Source organism: Pseudomonas sp. R76 (genome assembly GCF_009834565.1).
Lineage (GTDB): Bacteria > Pseudomonadota > Gammaproteobacteria > Pseudomonadales > Pseudomonadaceae > Aquipseudomonas.
In genome coordinates, this window is the sequence record NZ_CP019428.1 from 5,888,398 (window position 1) to 5,908,441 (window position 20,044).

Below are 20,044 nucleotides of genomic sequence, written 5' to 3' on the forward strand. Positions count from 1 at the left end.
CAGAAAATGTGGGAGCGGGCTTGCTCGCGAATGCGGTGTGTCAGTTAAGGAATAGGTGACTGACACTCCGTATTCGCGAGCAAGCCCGCTCCCACATTTTGATCTTCGGCGGGTTTAAGGTTTGCGCTACAGCACCTTATCCAGGGTGATGGGAAAGTCCCGCACGCGCTTGCCGGTGGCGTGATAAATCGCATTCGCCACCGCCGCCGCGACCCCGACGATACCAATCTCACCGACACCCTTGGACCCGAGGGCGTTGACGACTTCGTCGTGTTCTTCGACAAAAATCACGTCAATTTCGCCAATATCGGCGTTCACCGGGATGTGGTATTCGGCCAGGCTGTGGTTCATGTGGCGACCCAGTTGATGATCCGTCTGGGTTTCCTCATGCAACGCCATGCCAATGCCCCACACCACGCCGCCGAGGATCTGGCTGCGGGCCATCTTCGGATTAACCACGCGCCCGGCCGCAATCGCGCTGACCACCCGGCGGACCTTGATGGTGCCCAGGTCTTCATCGACCCGAACCTCGACAAACACCGCCGAATGGGTGGCCGTGGCGTAGCCTTCACGTTTTTTGTCCGGCTCGCTGTCGACCTGTACCTCCAATGCCTCTTCGCCGCTGTCCTTGATCAGTTGGGCCAACGACACACTCACATCCCCCGTGTGCAACTGGCCGTCTTCAAAGCGCACGACCTCTGCGTCCTTGAACACCGGGTAAGTCTGCCGGGCAATCTTCAGCAATTTGGCATTCAGCGCTTCGCACGCCTGCTGCACGGCGGTGCCGACGGACGACACGGTGAACGAGCCGCCCTGCAAAGGCGCGGTGGGCAAGGACGAGTCGCCGAGCAAAAACTGGATATCGCCCATTGGCACGCCGCTGGCCTGGGCGGCAATCTGGGTCATGACCGTGTAGGTGCCGGTGCCGATATCGGTAGTGGCGCTGCTCACCGTCAGTTTGCCCTCGGTGTCGATGCGCGCCTTGGCGCTGGCCTTCATTTGCATGGCTTCCCACACGCCGCCGGCCATGCCCCAGCCGATCAACTGGTTGCCATCACGCATACTGCGCGGCTCCGGGTTGCGCTGGCTCCAGCCGAAGCGTTCGGCGCCTTCGCTGTAGCATTCGCGCAGGGCTTTGCTCGACCAGGGTTTGTCTTCGGCCTGGTTGCGCTCGGCGTAGTTGATCAGGCGCAGTTGCACCGGGTCCATGCCCAGCGCACACGCCAGTTCATCCATGGCGCATTCCAGGCCGATCACGCCCAGCGCGGCGCCGGGCGCGCGCATGTCCATTGGCGTGTACACATCCAGTGGCACCAGTTTGTAGGTCAGTTGCACGTTGTCACACTGGTAGAGCATGCCGCTCCATTCCACCACGTGTTCGCTGAAATCTTCGAAGCGCGACGTCTGGCCAATCGCGGTATGCCCCAGCGCGAGCAGGCGGCCGTTGGCGGCGGCGCCCATCTGCAAACGCTGCAAGGTGCGCGGGCGGTAGCCGAAGGTGAACATTTGTTGGCGTGTCAGGGTGACGCGCACCGATCGCTTGAGTGCCAGCGCGCCCATCACCGCCAACGGCAGTTGATATTGCGGGCGCAGGCCCGAGCCAAAGGCGCCGCCGACAAACGCGGCAAAAATCCGCACCTGGCTTTTATCCAAGCCGAAGACTTTTTGCACGTAGGCCTGGCAGTTCTGCGGGCCTTGGGTCTTGTCGTGGATATGCAGGGTGCCGTCCGCTTGGTACAGCACGGTGCTGGCGTGGGGCTCCATCGGGTTGTGGTGTTCGATCGGCGTGCTGTAGTGCATGTCGAGGCTGACGGCGGCCGCGGCCCACTCGGCCTGGAAGTTGCCGCGTGGCGCAGGTGGCGTTTGCGGCGAAGGGTACGCCTGCTCCTGCAGGGCCAACAGGTCGGTTTCGAAGGTTTCGCTGGCGTACTCGATCTCGACCAGCGAGCCAGCATGCCGCGCCAGCTCCAGGTTATCCGCAATCACCAGCGCCAACGGCTGGCCGCTGTACAGCACACGGTCGTTATACAGCGGGCGAAATGGCGAGCCATCCGCCGCATCGGCGTCGGCGAAAGCCTCATCGTAGCTGGCGAGTTTGGGCCGGTTGAGGTGATCAAGCACCATGACCACGCCCGGCAGCGCCAAGGCTTTGGACGCATCGATCCTGACGACCCGGCCTTTGGCGATGGTGCTGGAGACCACACTGCCATGCAGCAAGCCTTTTTCGGGATACTCACCGGCATAGCGTGCCTGGCCCGTCACTTTGAGCAGACCGTCGACGCGGTCCAAGGGTTTGCCGACAGCGGTCATGGGCGTTCTCCTGCGACAGCGGCATCGCTCAGGGCGCGAATAATTGCGCGGCGCGCCAGCTTGATCTTGAAGCCGTTGTGTTCCAAGGGCTCGGCGTCTTGCAGCAAGGCGTCGGCGGCGGCGCTGAAGGTTTCGCGGCTGACGGTCTGGCCAATCAGTGCGGCCTCCACCGCGCGGTCACGCCACGGTTTGTGCGCCACGCCGCCGAGGGCCAGGCGTGCATCGACGATGCGGTCGCCGTCCAACTCAAGGGCGGCGGCGACGGAAACCAAAGCGAAGGCATAGGAGGCCCGGTCGCGAATTTTCAGGTAATGGCTGTGATTGGCCAGATGGTCGGCAGGCAACTCGATGGCAGTAATCAACTCATCGTCAGCCAGCAGGTTGTCGCGCTGCGGCGTATCGCCGGGCAGTCGATGGAAGTCGGCAAACTCGATAATCCGCGCACCACCACGGCCCTCTACGTGTACCCGCGCGTCCAGCGCGGCCAAGGCCACACACATGTCCGAGGGATGCGTGGCCACGCAGTGCTCGCTGGCGCCGAGGATCGCGTGGATGCGGTTCAAGCCGGTGCGCGCCGGGCAGCCGCTGCCAGGCTCACGCTTGTTGCACGGCACATTGGCGTCATAGAAGTAGTAACAACGGGTGCGCTGCAACAGGTTGCCACCGGTGCTGGCCATATTGCGCAATTGCGGCGAGGCGCCGGCCAGGATGGCCTGGGACAGCAACGGGTAACGCTGCTCGATCAACGGGTGCCAGGCCAGGTCGGCGTTGCTCACCAGCGCGCCGATGCGCAAGCCACCGTCGGCGGTTTCTTCAACCTCATGCAACGGCAGGCCGGTGATATCGATCAAGTGTTCGGGGCGGCTGATGTTTTCTTTCATCAGGTCCAGCAGGTTGGTGCCACCGGCGATAAAGCGCGACGCGGCGCTGCTCAGGTGCACGGCCTCGTGCACATCGGCGGGTTTGCTGTACTGGAAGGGGTTCATTGCTCACCTCCCTGGGCGCGACAGGCCGGCAAGGCGTCTTCGATGGCATCACGGATGTTGTTGTAGGCGCCGCAGCGGCACAGGTTGCCGCTCATCAGTTCCTGGATCTGCGCGGTGTCGTGGGCACGGCCTTCATTGGCCAGGCCGACGGCGGAGCAGATTTGGCCGGGGGTGCAGTAGCCGCACTGGAAGGCGTCATGCTTGATAAAGGCCTGCTGCATCGGGTGCAACACGTCGCCCTGGGCCAAGCCTTCGATGGTGGTCAGCTCGGCGCCATCGCACATCACCGCCAGGGTCAGGCAGGCGTTCACGCGTTTGCCATCGCGCAATACGGTGCAGGCGCCACATTGGCCGTGGTCGCAGCCCTTTTTGCTGCCGACCAGGTCGAGTTGCTCACGCAACAGGTCGAGCAAAGTGGTCCAGGGCAACACGTCCAGTTGGCGACTCTGACCGTTCAGAGTCAGGCGTATCGGGTGGCTGACGAACGGCTTGGCCGCCGCGCCATTGGGGGTTGCGCTCATAAACACCTCACGGGTTGGTATCCATCCGCGGCGTTCAGGAAAGTCGCCGTCTCAGGGGTACGACTTCCCGGGGTTTTGAGCGTTCAAGGCAATTGATAGGTGGCGATCAGCGAATGCTGAGGGTGGTCACCAATTGATTGCGCGGCGGGTTGATCGAGGTGTTGCTGTACTGGAAGGTGCCGCCAGCTTGGATATTCAACTGGAACGTATAGATGTAGCCCATCAACGTGCCCGCGCCGCTGCACGCCTGGCTGACCGAGCCCACCTGGCAGATGGCGGTGCTGGTGCCGGACACTGGCGCGCCATCGAAGAACGCCTGGGAGCTATTGCCCAGCCCGACTTCCATCACGTACACCAGCGTTTGCCCACGATGTGTGCACATTTGGGTGCTGACCGCGCGTTCAGGGATGGTTTCGGTGCAACTGGCCGACTGCACCTTGAACACCCGCACCTCGCTCAACGCCGGTGCAGACGCGCCCCACGCCGGTGCTGCACCGAGCCACAGGCCGAGAATGGCGATCAGAGCTAGACTGCTGGCGTTGGCTTTTTTCATGCTGTTAACGACCCTGGATTAAACGTCGGCGCAGTATGCCTCAAGGCCATGAACCCACAAAACCAAGCCTATACGCCATTGGCCTTCGGCTGCTGGTATGATGCGCCGCTTTTTCCGATCCTCTCTGAAACCACAGGCGCTTGGCGCAGTTTGTGCTTTGACTTAGAGGTCAACAAATAACGACGCAAAATAGCGTCACAGGGAGCCGGCATGCTGGAAAAGCTGTTTCAACTCAAGGCACACAACACCAATGTGCGCACCGAGATTCTCGCGGGGATCACGACCTTTCTGGCCATGGCCTACATTCTGTTCGTGAACCCGAGCATCCTCGGCGAGACCGGCATGGACAAGGGCGCGGTGTTCGTCGCGACCTGCCTGGCCGCCGCCATCGGTTCGACCGTAATGGGCCTGATCGCCAACTACCCGATCGCACTGGCGCCGGGCATGGGCCTCAACGCCTTCTTTACCTACACCGTGGTCCTGCACATGGGCCACACCTGGCAAGTAGCGCTGGGTGCGGTGTTCATTTCGGCGGTGCTGTTCTTCCTGCTGTCGATCTTTCGCATCCGTGAATGGATCATCAACAGCATCCCACTGCCCCTGCGTTCGGCGATTGCGGCCGGTATCGGCCTGTTCCTGGCACTGATCGCCCTGCATAACGCCGGCATCGTGGTCGGCAACCCGAATACCCTGGTGGGCTTGGGCGACCTGAAACAACCCGCGCCGATCCTGGCCACCTTTGGTTTTATCCTCATCGTGGCCCTGGAAGCCCTGGCCGTGCGCGGTGCGGTGCTGATCGGCATCCTGGCAGTGACCATTGTTTCGATCCTGTTGAATGTCACCCCGTTCGGCGGCGTGATCTCGGTGCCGCCATCCCTGGCCCCGACCTTCCTGCAACTGGATATCAAAGGCGCGCTGGATATTGGCCTGGTCAGCGTGATCTTCGCGTTCCTGTTCGTTGACCTGTTCGACAACTCCGGCACTCTGATCGGCGTCGCCAAGCGCGCCGGCCTGATGGGCAAGGACGGCCACATGCCGAAAATGGGCCGTGCCCTGATCGCCGACAGCACCGCGGCCATGGCCGGTTCGCTGCTGGGTACGTCGACCACCACCAGCTACATCGAGTCCGCTGCGGGCGTGAGTGCTGGTGGCCGTACCGGTTTGACCGCCATCGTGGTCGCCATCCTGTTCCTGCTGGCGCTGTTCTTCTCGCCGCTGGCTGCCAGTGTGCCTGCCTTCGCCACCGCACCGGCGCTGCTGTTCGTGGCCGTGCTGATGACCTCCGGCCTGGCCGAAATCGACTGGGACGACATTACTGTTGCAGCGCCGGTGGTGATCACCGCCCTGGCAATGCCCTTCACTTACTCCATCGCCAACGGCATCGCCTTCGGTTTCATCGCCTGGACCGCCATCAAGCTGCTTTCGGGCCGCTACCGTGAGCTGAACCCGGCACTGGTGATTCTGTCGATTCTGTTTGTGATCAAGCTGGGCTGGTTCAACGCATGACTTTTGACGCCGCAAGCTACACCGCTCAACTGCAAGACAAGGTCACGCGCCTGCGTGACCTGCTGGCACCGTTCGACGCCCCCGAGCCGCAGGTCTTCGATTCGCCGCTGCAGAACTTCCGCCTGCGCGCGGAGTTCCGCCTGTGGCGCGAAGGCGGCGAGCGCCACTACGCGATGTTTTCCCAGGACGACAAGCGCACGCCGATCCTGATCGAAGAATTCCCCATCGCCAGCCAGCGCATCAACCAGTTGATGCCGCAACTCAAGGCCGCCTGGCAAGCCAGCGCGGCGCTGAGCCACAAGCTGTTCCAGGTGGAGTTCCTCACCACCTTGGCCGGCGACGCGATGATCACCCTGTGTTATCACCGCCCGCTGGACGAGCACTGGCACACAGCCGCGAACAAGCTCGCGGCCGACTTGAATGTGAGCATCATCGGCCGCTCCAAGGGCAAGCGCGATGTGATCGGCCACGATTACGTGGTGGAAAAACTCGAAGTCGGCGGGCGCACGTTTAGCTATCGCCAACCCGAAGGCGCGTTCACCCAGCCCAACGGCACGGTGAACCAGAAGATGCTCAATTGGGCTTACGCAGCCTTGGGCGATCGCCCGGATGACTTGCTGGAGCTGTACTGCGGCAACGGTAACTTCACCCTGCCGTTGGCGACCCGCGTGCGCAAAGTGCTGGCCACCGAGATCAGCAAGACCTCAGTGAATGCGGCCCTGAGCAACCTCGATGAAAACGCTGTGGATAACGTTACCTTGGTGCGCCTGTCTGCCGAAGAACTCACCGAGGCGCTCAACGAAGTGCGCCCATTCCGCCGCCTGCACGGCATCGACCTGAAAAGCTACGAATTCGGCAGCGTGTTCGTCGACCCGCCGCGCGCCGGCATGGACCCGGACACCTGCGAGCTGACCCGTCGCTTCGATAACATCCTGTACATCTCCTGCAACCCGGAGACATTGGCGGCGAACATTGCGCAACTGCATGACACGCACCGCATTACCCAGTGTGCGATGTTTGACCAGTTCCCGTGGACGCACCATATGGAGTCCGGGGTGTTACTGACCCGGCGGTAATTCAGCGCCATCCTCTTCTTTCTTGCGTGGACGACCGCCCTTCTTGCCATTGGCTCGGGCGGCTGCCGACTTGGCGGCGCTGCTTTTGCGACCGTTGCGCGAGGCAACCAGGCTCGTGGCCAGGTCCATCAAGGGCTGGCTGGTGGCGATGAGGCCGGTGATCGACACGTCCAGATCCTGCGCCTCACAGCACAACGCCTTGCCGCCAAAGCCGACCTCAAGTTGCTGAAAGTCCTCCTGGGAAAACCCTTCGAACTCCGGTAGCCCCGCCACAGGCAACATGACGCGACTGCCGTCGCTGAAGCCGATGGAAATGCACTCGCTTTCATAGCGCACGTCGCTGGCGTTGGCGTACAGACGTTTGAGCTTGCGCCCACGGGCGATTGCCTTGTCGACATCGGCCTCAGTGAGCGGTTTATAGGGCACGATTTTGGCTTTTACGATTTTTTTCATAAATCAATCTCCACAAAACCCGGTGCTCTGACCAGATTCAAAATTGTCTTCTGCCCCACGACATCGTGCCGGGCACGTGCAATCACATAAACACCGCGCTGAATGATCAGCCCTGGCAATACCTCATCGGCTTCCCAATCCCAGGAATGATTCTCCAGGCAAACCGTTTGCAGTTTCTCCCACCAGATCCTGCGTGCCCGCGCCAGGTAGTGCGGCTGCATGATCGCCTCGCGTATTTCCTTAAGGATCGCTGTGGGTGGTCGCCTTCGTTCAGGTTCCACATCCCACAACTCCACTTCCCCATCCAAAAAACTGAAACGAAACCGTGCATCCCATGCCTTGCCCCTGACATGCACGTGAGGCGGGCAATGCTCATCCCTGACGAACACCGAAATTACATATCCTTTGTAAGCACCTACTCTCATCGTAACCCATCCGTTAGGTTATTCTCCGTCGAGTTACACTTTTCCTCGTGCAGCCCGACAACCGGCTCCAAAATCCCGAAGCTGTTTCACAGATTAGTAACGACGAACAACCCGGCGAATGCCCGGTTGTAACCACTCATGCCGACGGCTGGAAATACCCCGCCAACGCCCGCAAGTCCTGCTCGTTCAGCAACCCCGCGTAATACTTCAGCTGAATCCGCGCCAGCAAATACGCATGCCGCGCATTCGCCAGATCACGGCGGGCGGTGAACAGTTGTTGCTCGGCGTCGAGCACATCGAGGTTGACCCGCTCGCCGCCGCTGACGCTTTTTTTCGTGGCCGTCACCAACGCCGTGGCAGAGCTGACGGCCATCTCATAGGCACGCACTTTCGCCGCGCCGCTGGTGTTGAGGTTGAATTGCTTGCGCAGCTCCACCAGTGTGGCGGCGGTTTGCGCGTCCAATTCATAGTGGGCCTGGGACAGCTGGTTCGCCGCCTGGCGCGTGGACGCCGACACCGAGCCACCGGCAAACAGCGGCAAGCTGACCTGGATGCCGACGCTGTTGGTGTCGTACTTCTGGTTGTAGCTGCTTTCCGAATCGGAGCTGGTTTTTCGGCTGCTGGCGTACAGGCTGACTTTGGGCAGATGCCCGGCGCGTTTGCGCTCCACTTCATAAGCGGCCACGTCCAGCGCGTGATGCTGGGACTTGAGTTCAGGGTTGTTGGCCATGGCCAATTCGCGCCAGGTGTCGAAGCGGTTCGGCTCCAACGGCGGGATCTCGAATTGACGGGCCAGTGGCGCCAGTTCCTCAATCTGCAACGGTTGGCCGACGATGGCTTCCAGCTCGCGCAGGGCGCTGTCCTGGGCATCCAGAGATTCGATCTCTTCGGCCTGGGCCAGGCTCAGCCGCGCCTGGGTTTCCAGCACATCCGTGCGCGTACCTTCGCCGCCCTTCAGCAAGCGGTCATTGAGCTGCAAACGTTCGACAAACGCACGCCTCTGCGCGCGGCTCAACTCGATGCGCTCCTGGGCCAGCAAGGCCTGGCTGTAGGCACTGAGCACACGCACGGCCAGCTCCTGGCTTTTGCCGCGAAAGCGCTCATCCGCCATCAGCGCCTGGGCAGTGCCCTGGCGAAAGCGCGCGTAGGCTTCGTAATCCAACAGCGGTTGCTGCAAGGTGAGGGTCGATGCGTAGCTGCGGTAGTCGCGGTCGCTGGTGACATCACCCGCCGTCACTTCGGACTCGTTGCGCGAGTTGTTGTAACTCCACGACAAATTCGGCAATAACCCAGCCCGCCCGATCACGCGATTTTCTTCACCGGCTTCGCGTTCCTGAATGGCCGCCTGAAACGTCGGATCGTTGCGCAGGGCCAGGTCATAAGCGTCCAGCAAACCCAAAGCGTTCGCCGCCGGGGCACAGCTCAAAAACACGCTAAACAACAGCGCCTTCATTCTTCCACCAGGGCCATGTGGGTGCGATCCAGCAAGGGTTTGAACAGATAGTTGAGCATCGAGCGCTCGCCGGTTTTGACGAAGGTTTCCACCGGCATGCCGGGGCGAACCTGCACGCCGTGCAGTTGCTGCATACCCGCCGCGCTGACCTGGGCGCGCAGCGTGTAATACGGCTCATCGGTGCGTTCATCGACCTGGCGGTCCGCCGAAACCATTGTCACTTCACCGGCCACCCGAGGCGTGGTGGCTTGGTTGAACGCCGAGAACAGCAACTCCACCGGCAAGCCAGGGTGCACCTTGTCGATCATCTGCACCGGCACGCGCGCTTCCACCAGCAGCGGTTCACCTTGCGGCACGATATCCAGCAACGCCTGGCCAGGCTTGATCACGCCGCCTTCGGTGTACACCTGCAGCCCTACGACGACGCCGGAAGCCGGCGCGCGCACCAAGCTGTTGGCCAACTCAAACTCAGCCGAGGCCAGGCGATTGCGCAGGTCGTCGCTGCGGGTGCGGGTGTCGGCCAACTGGCTGCGCAGGTCTTTCTGGAAGTCTTCACCGAGTTGGCGAATGCGCAGGCGCAGCTCGAGGACCTGGCGTTGCAGCTGGCCGATGCGGCCGAAATCCTCGGCGATGGTGCCGTCGATTTGCGCGTACAGGCGCTCGCTGTCGAGCAGGCGATTGCGCGGGATATAGCCGTCGCGCGCCAACTCGCGCAGGCCTTGCAGTTGCTCGTTCAGTGCGGCCCTTTGCTGGACTTTGCTCGCTTGCGAATCCCGTGTGCCACGCAACTGCGCCTCGGCCCCGGCAATGGTTTCGCGCAGGGCTTGCTGCTCGGTGGCCAGCGCCTGGGCGCGGCTAATGAACAATTGCCGCTGCAAATTCAGAAGGCTGGCGGCATCCCGTTCATTGAGCAGTTCGGGGCCAAAAGCGATGGCTGATAAACCTTCGCTTTCGGCAGTCAAGCGCGCTTCGCTGGCCAGTGAAGCCAGGTACTGGCTGCGCAAGGATTGCATCTGCCCGCGCAGCGGCGTTTCCTTCAAACGCAGCAGCACCTGGCCCGCCTTGACCGTTTCACCGTCGCGCACCTCGATGCGTTCAACGATGCCGCCGGTGGGGTGCTGCACGGTTTTGCGATGGCCCGAGACCATCACCTTTCCGGACACCGCCACGCCCTTGTCCAATGGCGCCAACGCCGCCCAGCCGAGAAACCCGGCAAAACCACCGAGCACCAGCAACCAGCCCAGGCGTGCGTATTTTTTGTCGTCCAGCGCCAGCACATTATTGGGCTGACCGCTGACCAGCAGCGGTTTGCTTTGGCTCATGCCGGTTTTCCTTCACCTAGGCGGTAACTCATGCTCATGCTCGACACCGGTTTGCTTGGCGCGGGTTTCTGCCGCGCCTCCAATACCCGCGCGGTCGGGCCGAAGGCCTGCAATTGGCCGTCCTTGAGGATCAGCAACTGATCGGTCAGGGTCAGCACGTTGGCTTTGTGGGTAATCAGAATCACGGTGCGCCGCTGCTGCTTGAGTTGCGCAATGGCCTGGAGCAACGCCTGTTCACCGACTTCGTCGAGATTGGCGTTGGGCTCATCCAGCACGATCAGCGCGGGCAGGCTGTACAACGCACGCGCCAGCGCCACACGTTGTTTCTGGCCGCCGGACAAACCGGCGCCGCCCTCGCCCAGTGGTGTGTCGTAGCCTTGGGGCAATTGCAGGATCAGTTCGTGTACACCCGCCATCTGTGCAGCGGCGAGGACCTTGTCAGCCTCCACCTCGGCAAACCGCGCGATGTTTTGCGCGATGCTGCCGGCGAACAGTTGGATGTCCTGCGGCAGGTAGCCGATGTGCGGGCCGAGTTGCTGCTTGTCCCACTGGCTCAGGTCGGCGCCGTCCAGGCGCACCTTGCCGGCCAGCGGTGCCCAGGCGCCGACCAGCACGCGCGCCAATGTGGATTTGCCGCAACCCGATGGTCCGATCACGCCCAGCACTTCGCCGGCCGGCAGGTCGAAACCAAGATTGGCCAACGCCGGCCGACGGCTGCCCGGCGCGCAGGCGCTGACGTGCTCGACGGTCAATTGGCCTTTGGGCACCGGCAAACTCATGCGCACCGGGCGCGCCGGGTTGTCCGCCAGCAGCTGCGACAACCGCTCATAGGCCAGGCGCGCCGAACCCCATTGCTTCCACACGCCGATCAACTGGTCGATAGGGCTGAGCACCCGGCCCATCAGGATCGAGCCGGCGATCATCATCCCCGGCGTGATATCACCCTGCACCGCCAGCAATGCGCCCAACCCCAGCACCAGTGATTGCAGCGCCAGGCGCACGCCCTTGGACCAGGCGGTGACGGCGGCGGTCTTTTCACTGGCCAGGTTTTGCTGGGCGAGAAACGCTTGATGCTGGCTGAACCAACGCCCGCGCAAAGTGCCGAGCATGCCCATGGCCTCGATGGTTTCAGCGTTACGCAAGTTGGCCGTGGCCTGCTGGCTGGCATTGATGGCGAGCTGGCTGGCCTGGGCCATTGGCGCCTGGCTGACATGATGGTTGACCCACGCCAACGCGATCAAAAACACCGCACCGCCCAACGCCAACAGGCCGAGCCAGGGATGGAACAGGAAGATCACCAGCAGGTACACCGGAAACCACGGCGCATCAAAAAATGCGAACAGTGCCTGGCCGGTGGCGAACTGGCGCAGGGTGGTCAAGTCTTGCAATGCCTGGCCTGCCGCCTGGGTACTGCCCTTGAGTTGCGCTTCGAACGCGGCGTCGTACACCCGCTGGTTCAAGCGCATGTCCATTTGTGTGCCGAGGCGGATCACCACCTGGCTGCGCACCCACTCCAACGCGCCCATCAGGCCGAACAGGCCGAGGATCATCAACGTCAGCATCAGCAGGGTCATCTGATTGCCCGAAGCCAGCACCCGGTCGTACACCTGCAACATGTAGAGCGCCGGGGCCAGCATCAGCAGGTTGATCACCGCCGAGAACAGGCCGATGTTGAAGAAGCCACTTTTATAGGCCGTGAGGGCGGCCAGGGTTTCGTTGCCGACGTGGCGCATCTGGGATTCTCAAAGGGTTAAGCGGGCAACGCCGCCGCGTTGACAGGCGATACGGCGCTGCGCAGAATTTGGCACTGCCGTCGCTTGAAGAAGTAGAAGGCTTTAGCGACGGCGGTGTGTCATGCGGCGAACGGGAGAGCGATCTCCCCTTCGCTTTTTTCATGCAGCAGTGATTCAGGCAGCGAGTGCCCAGTCCTGCGCCACATCTTGCACGCCGACCAGGGCGACATCGGCGCTGGCTGCGCTGGCGTGTGCCGCCAGGCCCGCCGACACTTCGTCGAAGGTGCTGGCGGTGGACAGGCCAAAGTCGTCGAGCACGTTGTTGAGCACGGTTTCCAGCGCAGTGGTGTTGCCCTGCATCAGGCCGAAGATCACGCTCTGTACCTCATTGCCCGCACGGCCGGCACCTTCGGCGGCGCTCAGGTCGAGGCCGTTGAATGCGACTTTGAAGTCGTTCAAGGTGAAGTCGCTGCCGCTACCGCCGCCTAGGCCGGTGCCCAGTTGCACGTTGTCCAGGTCGCCCCACAGGTAGTGGTTCAGGTTGTTGCCGGCAGGCAGCGAAGGGTTGAACACATAGTGCAGGCCATTGCTGGTGTCGCTGTCGGCGATAAACGCGTATTCGGAGCCGCTGGCGCCGTGGGTCGAATACTGATCGCCGCTGAGGGTGCCGTTGCTGAAACCACCGGTGTTGCTGGCGCCGTGGCCAGCCGTGTTGAACCCAACAGCCCAAGCGCTCAGGTAGTCGGAGACCGACAGTGAACCCAGGCCCGAATCGTAGCTAACAGAAATAGTCATCGCTAAACCTCGTTAAACAACGTTGTTGATGAGCACGCCAAAGCGGCGCGCTTTTTTGCCCAGCCTTGGGCAAAACCTGTGATCGCGTGCCGTGGCACACGGATCAGAACTTGTATTCCAGCATCCCGCTCAGCGTCCGCCCGCGCGCCAGGCTGAGGTTGTTGGCATCGCCCATGGCGACGAAATAGGCTTCGTCGGTGGCGTTTTCCAACGCCAGTGCGATGTTCAGGTGATCGGTCATCCAGTAACTGGCGTACAGGTCATAGAGGGTGTATTGCGGCCACATCGCCTGGTCCATCAGCTCGTAGCCTTGCTGATTGAGGTTTTCGCCGTTACCCGCGCTGTAACGCACACGCACGCCGGTATCCAGGCGCTTTTCCAGGAAGCGCGCGCCCAGCGTCAGCGAGCCGCGATCGGCAGGCATGTAGGTGGCGTTGCCCATGATTCGGCCGCAGCTTTCCTTGTTGTTGGCGACGTTGTCGTCCAGCACTTCGTAGGTTGTGACCGGCCGCAGGCTGATGCGCCCGTTCGGCAGCGTGAAGCGTTCCAGGCGCGTGGTTCTTGGCCCGGTGGTCTTGGCCCCGCCCATGTAATAGTTCTTCGAGCAGAACTCATTACTGCCGATCATGTGCGTGTAGCTGAGGTTGGCGTATGCGCGGCCCATGTCGTAATTGAGCTGGTATTCCAAACCGCGAAAGCGCGTCGGGTTGGTGTTGTTGACGTAGGCCATGGTCCCGAGAAAGCCGCCTACTTGGGTCTCGGGCAAGCTGACGCTGGTGTTGAGGAAGGAGAAGTTTTCAATCCGGGTATCGAAGTACGCCACCTTCATGCCGAGGCGGTCGTCATTGAAGAACAAGCCCTCCTTGAACACGTTCGTGCCCACTTCCCAATCCCGCGATTCTTCAGGCTTGAGGTACGGGTTGGGGAACACCCGCTCCCCGGAACCGCCGCCGTGGGGGCGGCCGGTCATGAAGGTCTCGGTGACCGCCGGCGGGCGCCAGCCCTTGCCCCAACGGGTATAGAGTTGCAGCCAGTCAACGCCCGGCTTGACCGCGATACCGAAGGTGGGGGAGAACTTTCCTTCTTCACGGTCCACATCGATCACTTCCGACACACGCTTTGCGCCCACCAGGCTATTGAAGAAGCGGTCGCGCCGGTACAAGGTCATGCCGGTCTGGCCTTCGAGCCGATAGCGGTCGTAACGCAGGCCTGCATCCAGGGTCAGCCAATCGCCGTATTCGTATTGCAGGTTGTTGAACAGGCTGGCGATGGTGCGCTTGCCACTCGGCGTACTGCCTTCGGCATAGGGCAGCAGTGCGAGGTCGTTGGCGGCCTCAACTTTGTTGGTGCGTGGCTTGAACTCGTCCTGGTACATCTCCAGGCCGTAGTTCCAGCTCAGATGGCCGCGCTCACCGAAATCAAAGCGCGAGGTGTTGTCACCCTGCAGCCCCCAGGTGTCGGTCTGGAAGTGGTCGGTGTAGGCGCCCACGTAGTTCCCCGTGCCTGGCGTGGACAGCGTGGGGGTATTGGCGCGACCCAGTTGGGTGGTGACGTAGTAGACCTTGGCTTTCAGGTCGATCAGCGGGTTATCCGGCGTGTAGCTGTAGTCCAGCGCGAAGTTCTTGGCGTTGAGGTTGTTCTTGCTCACGCGATGGTAGTAGACGCTCTGCAGGTCATCGGCGATGTAAGCCCAGGCATCATTGCTGTCGCTGTCGCTTTCCAGGTAGCTCAGCTGCACGCGCTGGTCATTGGGCAGGTTCAGACCGAACTTGACGATCTGCGAACGGGTGACACTGCCCATATCGCCAACTTCGCTGTTCAACCAATCATCAAAGGCCGCCGGCGCGTATTTACGCGCGCGCATATGGGTGCCTAGCTTTTGATCGTTATGGGTGCCCGCGCGGTAGTTGCCGAAATGCCGCTCGCTGTAACCCAGCAGCACATCGCCGCGCTCATCCCCAAAGGCAACCACCCCGCTGCCGTTGAAGTAGGTGCCGTTACCCAGTTCGCCGATGCCGCTGCCGGCGCGAAAACGCCCGCCGATCTCTTTGCCATCTTTAAGAAATTCGCTGGCGTCCAAGGTCTTGAACGAAGCAATCCCGCCCAGCACTGCCGCCCCGCCCTGGCCCGACTGGCTGCCCTTGTCGATCTCGATGCTGGAGATGAATTCCGGGTCGATCAACATCGTGCCGTTGCGCTGCTGGTGGCCGTTGACGTTGAAGTTCTGGCGCATGCCGTCGATGTTCATGTTCACCCGGCCATAGTCCTGCACGCCGCGAATGTTCACAGAGAGGCCAGGGTCGCGCTGATTGACGGCGGTGTAGACGCCGGCGGTTTCTTCGAGCATGTCGGCGGCGTGACGGGGCGGGCGTTTGTCGATCATGTCACGGCTGATCACGGCCACCGACTTTGGGCTCTGATACACCCAATCGCCGGCCTGGCCGTTGGTGTTGCCGGTGATGGTGGTGGTGCCGACGGTCATGGCGCCGTCGTGGGTGTCAGCGACGCGATTGAGGGTGACCTGCCGCTCGCCGGTAAAGCGATACTCCACCGGTGCGCCGCCGAGCAAACGGCCAAGGCCTTCCTGCACGCTGAAGCTGCCCTTCAGTGCCGTACTGCTCAAGCCTTGCAGACGCTGGCTGTCGAACAGCACTTGCAGGCCGGCTTGATCAGCAAACGCCAGCACGGCGCTGCCCAAAGGTTGCGCCGGAATATCGAACATCTGCACCGCAGTCTGGGTGGCGCCCGCTTGGGGTTGCGCGGCATACACCGGCGCTGTTATGGCGAACAGGCCCAAGTGAATGGCCAGGGCTAACCGGCTACCGGTGACACGCCCCTTGGTGAGTGCTGACATTTCTGGGTTCCCTGCGCTGAGCGTTTTTTGTTTATGCGAATGCTTCTCACCTAGCAAGACGTACGAGGCCCAGGAAGTCAGTAAGTGTTTTGGGAAAGTTTTTCAGGAAGGTGTGTCGCGCACGGCGGGAGGCAGGTCTCCCACCGGCTTATCAATAGATCAGGCTGAGGCCCGCCAGGTCCAAGCGTTGCACTTGGAGTTCCTGGGTCAAGGTGCCCAGCGCGGTGTCGAGCATGTCGAGGCGGAACACGCCGCTGACTTCGCGATCGCCCAAGGCCGGGTTGGTCAACACCACGTGGCCTGGGCGATAGCGGTTGAGTTGCTCGATGACCTTGGCCAGTGGCAACCGGTCAAAGATCAACACACCGCGCCGCCAACTGGTGGCGCGTTCTACATCGAATCGATCAAGCGCCACCACGCCGTCCCGGGGACTGTAGCGCGCGACCTGGCCCTCCTTGAGCACGGATTCGCTCGGGCCGTTTTTGGGTGCGGTTTGCAGAGACACTTCAACGCTGTGCTGTAGCACGCCAACCCAGGCCTGGCTGGCCCCTTCACGCTCGACCACAAACCGCGTGCCCAACGCACGCGTCTGCCCGGCGGCACTTTGCACCACGAACGGCCGCGTTTCCTGCCCGGTCATGGGCGCCACATCAAAAATCGCCGAGCCCTGAATCAGGCTGATGCGCCGCTGTACGCCGTCGTAGTCCAAGCGGATGGCGCTGGCAGAATCCAGCACGACAGCGCTGCCGTCGGCCAGGTGCACCGTACGCACTTCGCCTTTCTGGGTGACATAGTCAGCCTGCAGGCGCAGCAAGGCATCCGGCCCACGCACCCAGCCAACGCCCGCCACCAGCACAACCACCGCGACGGCCGCCACGCGCTGCCAGAGTCTGCGCCGTTTGGGCCGGCGCACCGGCAACGGTGCTGAAGATGGGCGCTGGCGATGCACCGGTTCGTCCTTGTGCAACTCGCCCAAGGCGGCCCACGTCTGCTCGGCAAAACGCAGTGCGGCCTCATGGCGACTGTCGCAGGCGATCCAATGCCGCAGCTCGGCCTGCTCCTGTTCGGTCAGGGCACCGGCGTGCAGGCGCACCGTCCACTCGGCGGCCGCCTCGGTAATGCTGTGCTGTTGCGGACCCTGGCTATTCACGTGTGAATCTCGAATTTTCGTTATATAAACGCTGTGACGTCTGGCCCGGCGCTTTTCGGTAATTCATTCGTCGGATGGCTTCACCTCGCCTTCCTGCAAGCGTTGCATCACATACGCCAAGGCCTTGGCCAGATGCTTCTGCACAGAGCTGTCGGAGATCTCCAGGCGCCGGGCCACCTGGGCATGGGTCATGCCTTCGATGCGGTTCAGACGGAAAACCTGCTGGGTGCGTTCCGGCAACTCCGCCAGTGCCTGCTTCAATGCCTGTCGCTGCTGCTGCGCCATTGCCTGCGCCTCCAAGCCGGCCACGTCATCTTCAATCTCGGCCAGCGCCTCGTGGGGCACGGAGTCTGTCTTGCGCCGCGCCTCCTGGCGAATATGGTCGATCAGCAGATTGCTCGCCGTTCGATAGAGATAGCCCTGGGAGTTGTCGATGCGCTCGCCGGCCGGTTTTTCCGCCAGGCGCAGGAAACTCTCCTGCACCAGGTCTGCGGCCAATTGCGGGTCCCGCACCTTGCGCGCCAGATACCCGCGCAGGGTATCGGCGTGCTTGAGAAACAGGCCTTTGAGATCCACGTCCGACAAACCGACTCCCTGGAATGTGATGGAAACAGACCGGCATCTTAAGCGTTGTCGAGAATGATTTTCAATTGATATCTAATCCGATTATCCGGTGCGAACGTGCTGAATAACGGTTCGATAATCGAACACATCCGCCGCCATCAATTGACCAAATTAACCATCCAGTACATTTTATCTTCACAACCTATAAGAACTGTGGAGAACCCCTAAATGCCGCCTATCGTGCTGGTGCTCAACGGCCCCAACCTCAACCTGCTCGGCACTCGCGAGCCCGCCACCTATGGCCATGAAACCCTGGCCGACATCGCCGCCCTGTGCGGCCGCAGCGCGGAAAAACTCGGGCTGAAAATTGAGTTCCGCCAGACCAACCATGAAGGTGAATTACTCGACTGGATCCACGGCGCCCGCGCCCGGTGCGCCGGCATCGTGATCAACCCCGCGGCCTGGACCCACACTTCGGTAGCGATTCGCGACGCCCTCGTCGCCAGTGAAGTGCCGGTGATCGAAGTGCATTTATCCAACGTGCACGCACGTGAGGCGTTTCGGCATCACTCCTTTGTCTCACCCATTGCCAAGGCAGTGCTCGCAGGCTTCGGCAGCCACGGCTACCACCTGGCCCTGGAACATTTCAGCCACACGTTGAAAGGGTGACCTTGATGAAACCGCGCATCCTCGCCGGCCTGATCGGCTCGGGCATCCAAGCCTCCCGCACCCCTGCCCTGCATGAACAAGAAGGTGACGCCCAGGGCCTGCGTTATCTGTACCGCCTGATTGATCTGGAACCGCTGCAACTGAACATCAACGCCCTGCCCGACCTGCTGGACGCCGCCGAGCGGATGCAGTTCACCGGGTTGAACATTACCTACCCGTGCAAGCAAGCGATCCTACCGTTACTCGATGAGTTATCCGACGAAGCTCGAGGCATTGGCGCGGTCAACACCGTGGTGTTCAGGAACGGCAAACGCATCGGTCACAACACCGACTGCCTGGGTTTCGCCGAAGGGTTTCGGCGCAATTTAAGTGATGTTGCGCGTCAACGCGTGGTGCAGATGGGCGCCGGCGGTGCAGGTGCGGCGGTGGCCCATGCGTTGCTGGCGGAAGGCGTGGAACAGTTGAGCATTTTCGACGTAGACAAGGCTCGCGCCCACGACCTTGTGGATAACCTCACGCAGCATTTCGGCAGCGGCCGCGCTCAGGTCGGCAACCATTTGGAAAGCGCCATCGCCGAGGCGGATGGCCTGGTCAATACCACGCCGATGGGCATGGCCAAACTGCCCGGCACGCCGGTGCCGAGCAGCCTGTTGCGGGCGCAATTATGGGTGGCGGAAATAGTGTACTTTCCGCTGGAAACCGAGCTGCTGCGCGACGCCCGCGCCTTGGGTTGCCGCACGCTGGATGGCGGCAACATGGCGGTGTTTCAGGCCGTGAAGGCGTTCGAGTTGTTCAGTGGCGAAGCGCCGGATGCGCAGAGGATGTTGGCGCACTTTCAGAGCATGAATACCTGACTGACAAAAACCGAATCGCAAAAATGTGGGAGCTGGCTTGCCGGCGATAGCGGTGTGTCAGACAGCTGATTTATAGCTGATAGACCGCCATCGCGGGCAAGCCCGGCTCCCACATTGGTTGCATCCAGGTTTGCGCAAGGAGAGATTTCAGACCTGGAGATAACGCATCACCGAGTCACAAATCATCTCGCGGTGCCGTTGTTTAACCGCTTCGTCCGCCAGCTCGATCTGAAAAATCTCGCTGAATGTATGACGGTTGGACACCCGGTAGAAACTGAATGAGTTGATCAGCAGGTGCACGTCCAACGGGTCCAACCCCTGGCGGAACAACCCCATCTCGGCGCCCCGCCGCAACGTTGCCCCCAGCCCCTCGAGAATATTGCTGTTCATCGCCTTGATCGAGTCCGAGCGCTTTACGTATTCGGCGTTGTTGATATTTTCGATGCTGACGATCCGCACGAAATCCACGTTCTGGTCATGGTGATCAAAGGTGAATTCCACCAGCCGCCGTATCGCTTCGCGCGGTTCCAGGGCCGTGAGGTTCATGCGGGTTTCGGTGTTGCGAATATCGCCGTAGAGTTTCTCCAGCACTTCGACGTACAACTGCTCCTTGCTGCCGAAGTAGTAATAGATCATGCGCTTGGAGGTGTGGATACGCTCGGCGATGGCATCCACGCGAGCGCCGGACAGGCCCTGCTGAACAAACTCGACAATGGCTTCCTGAAGGATATTTTCGCGGGTCTTTTCCGGGTTGTTCTTACGACTCTTGCGCGGTGCGTCTGACACAGCGGAGAGGTCGGGGGTCAGGGTCATGGTGCGC

The 20,044-nt window shown here is 61.6% G+C and carries 18 protein-coding genes; 4 read left to right on the forward strand and 14 right to left on the reverse strand.

Annotated features, from left to right (window positions below; genetic code table 11):
• Nucleotides 1–126: 126 nt before the first annotated feature.
• From PspR76_RS26605 to PspR76_RS26620, 4 genes are all read right to left on the reverse strand, one after another.
• Nucleotides 127–2,310, reverse strand: a complete 2,184-nt coding sequence (locus PspR76_RS26605; protein ID WP_159960044.1) for a xanthine dehydrogenase family protein molybdopterin-binding subunit — start codon at nt 2,308–2,310, stop codon at nt 127–129.
• The gene (locus PspR76_RS26610) at nt 2,307–3,296 is read right to left on the reverse strand and encodes an FAD binding domain-containing protein (RefSeq protein WP_159960046.1); all 990 of its coding nucleotides are present in this window, start codon (nt 3,294–3,296) and stop codon (nt 2,307–2,309) included. Before PspR76_RS26610 ends, PspR76_RS26605 begins: the two co-directional genes overlap by 4 nt.
• Nucleotides 3,293–3,817 (reverse strand): (2Fe-2S)-binding protein, encoded by a 525-nt coding sequence (locus tag PspR76_RS26615; protein WP_159960048.1) that lies wholly within the window; start codon nt 3,815–3,817, stop codon nt 3,293–3,295. Before PspR76_RS26615 ends, PspR76_RS26610 begins: the two co-directional genes overlap by 4 nt.
• A 106-nt stretch (nt 3,818–3,923) precedes the next feature.
• Nucleotides 3,924–4,370 (reverse strand): DUF4879 domain-containing protein, encoded by a 447-nt coding sequence (locus tag PspR76_RS26620; protein WP_159960050.1) that lies wholly within the window; start codon nt 4,368–4,370, stop codon nt 3,924–3,926.
• Between the two features lie 210 nt (nt 4,371–4,580).
• Between PspR76_RS26620 and PspR76_RS26625 the strand changes: the two genes are divergently transcribed.
• Together PspR76_RS26625 and trmA are read left to right on the forward strand one after the other, a co-directional pair.
• Complete coding sequence (locus PspR76_RS26625; RefSeq protein ID WP_159960052.1) at nt 4,581–5,876, forward strand: NCS2 family permease; 1,296 nt, start codon at nt 4,581–4,583, stop codon at nt 5,874–5,876.
• Complete coding sequence (trmA, locus tag PspR76_RS26630) at nt 5,873–6,952, forward strand: tRNA (uridine(54)-C5)-methyltransferase TrmA (RefSeq protein ID WP_159960054.1); 1,080 nt, start codon at nt 5,873–5,875, stop codon at nt 6,950–6,952. The genes PspR76_RS26625 and trmA overlap by 4 nt, the downstream gene beginning before the upstream one ends.
• Here trmA and PspR76_RS26635 read toward each other — a convergent pair.
• The 9 genes from PspR76_RS26635 to PspR76_RS26675 all read right to left on the reverse strand — a co-directional run bounded on the left by PspR76_RS26635 (nt 6,935) and on the right by PspR76_RS26675 (nt 17,722).
• The gene (locus PspR76_RS26635) at nt 6,935–7,405 is read right to left on the reverse strand and encodes a DUF2442 domain-containing protein (RefSeq protein ID WP_159960056.1); all 471 of its coding nucleotides are present in this window, start codon (nt 7,403–7,405) and stop codon (nt 6,935–6,937) included. The two genes, trmA and PspR76_RS26635, sit on opposite strands and share 18 nt — an antisense overlap.
• On the reverse strand, nt 7,402–7,830 hold the full coding sequence (locus tag PspR76_RS26640; RefSeq protein ID WP_159960058.1) for a DUF4160 domain-containing protein: 429 nt from the start codon (nt 7,828–7,830) through the stop codon (nt 7,402–7,404). Before PspR76_RS26640 ends, PspR76_RS26635 begins: the two co-directional genes overlap by 4 nt.
• A gap of 136 nt (nt 7,831–7,966) precedes the next feature.
• Complete coding sequence (locus tag PspR76_RS26645) at nt 7,967–9,283, reverse strand: TolC family outer membrane protein (protein WP_159960060.1); 1,317 nt, start codon at nt 9,281–9,283, stop codon at nt 7,967–7,969.
• Nucleotides 9,280–10,605: an HlyD family type I secretion periplasmic adaptor subunit gene (locus PspR76_RS26650; protein WP_159960062.1), complete on the reverse strand. Its 1,326-nt coding sequence runs from the start codon at nt 10,603–10,605 to the stop codon at nt 9,280–9,282. Before PspR76_RS26650 ends, PspR76_RS26645 begins: the two co-directional genes overlap by 4 nt.
• Entirely contained in the window at nt 10,602–12,338 is a 1,737-nt protein-coding gene (locus tag PspR76_RS26655; RefSeq protein ID WP_159960064.1) for a type I secretion system permease/ATPase, read from the reverse strand. Before PspR76_RS26655 ends, PspR76_RS26650 begins: the two co-directional genes overlap by 4 nt.
• 174 nt (nt 12,339–12,512) lie before the next feature.
• The gene (locus PspR76_RS26660; protein WP_159960066.1) at nt 12,513–13,133 is read right to left on the reverse strand and encodes a heme acquisition protein HasA; all 621 of its coding nucleotides are present in this window, start codon (nt 13,131–13,133) and stop codon (nt 12,513–12,515) included.
• Between the two features lie 103 nt (nt 13,134–13,236).
• On the reverse strand, nt 13,237–15,987 hold the full coding sequence (locus tag PspR76_RS26665) for a TonB-dependent receptor (RefSeq protein WP_159960068.1): 2,751 nt from the start codon (nt 15,985–15,987) through the stop codon (nt 13,237–13,239).
• 151 nt (nt 15,988–16,138) lie between these two features.
• The gene (locus PspR76_RS26670; RefSeq protein ID WP_159960070.1) at nt 16,139–17,137 is read right to left on the reverse strand and encodes a FecR family protein; all 999 of its coding nucleotides are present in this window, start codon (nt 17,135–17,137) and stop codon (nt 16,139–16,141) included.
• 63 nt (nt 17,138–17,200) lie between these two features.
• Nucleotides 17,201–17,722 (reverse strand): RNA polymerase sigma factor, encoded by a 522-nt coding sequence (locus tag PspR76_RS26675; RefSeq protein ID WP_159960072.1) that lies wholly within the window; start codon nt 17,720–17,722, stop codon nt 17,201–17,203.
• A gap of 207 nt (nt 17,723–17,929) precedes the next feature.
• Between PspR76_RS26675 and aroQ the strand changes: the two genes are divergently transcribed.
• Both aroQ and PspR76_RS26685 read left to right on the forward strand, forming a co-directional pair.
• Nucleotides 17,930–18,370: a type II 3-dehydroquinate dehydratase gene (aroQ, locus tag PspR76_RS26680; protein WP_145162258.1), complete on the forward strand. Its 441-nt coding sequence runs from the start codon at nt 17,930–17,932 to the stop codon at nt 18,368–18,370.
• Nucleotides 18,371–18,375: 5 nt separating this feature from the next.
• On the forward strand, nt 18,376–19,224 hold the full coding sequence (locus tag PspR76_RS26685; protein ID WP_159960074.1) for a shikimate dehydrogenase: 849 nt from the start codon (nt 18,376–18,378) through the stop codon (nt 19,222–19,224).
• Nucleotides 19,225–19,371: 147 nt separating this feature from the next.
• Here the strand turns inward: PspR76_RS26685 and PspR76_RS26690 are convergent, their stop codons facing one another.
• Complete coding sequence (locus tag PspR76_RS26690) at nt 19,372–20,037, reverse strand: TetR/AcrR family transcriptional regulator (protein ID WP_159960076.1); 666 nt, start codon at nt 20,035–20,037, stop codon at nt 19,372–19,374.
• Nucleotides 20,038–20,044: the final 7 nt, after the last annotated feature.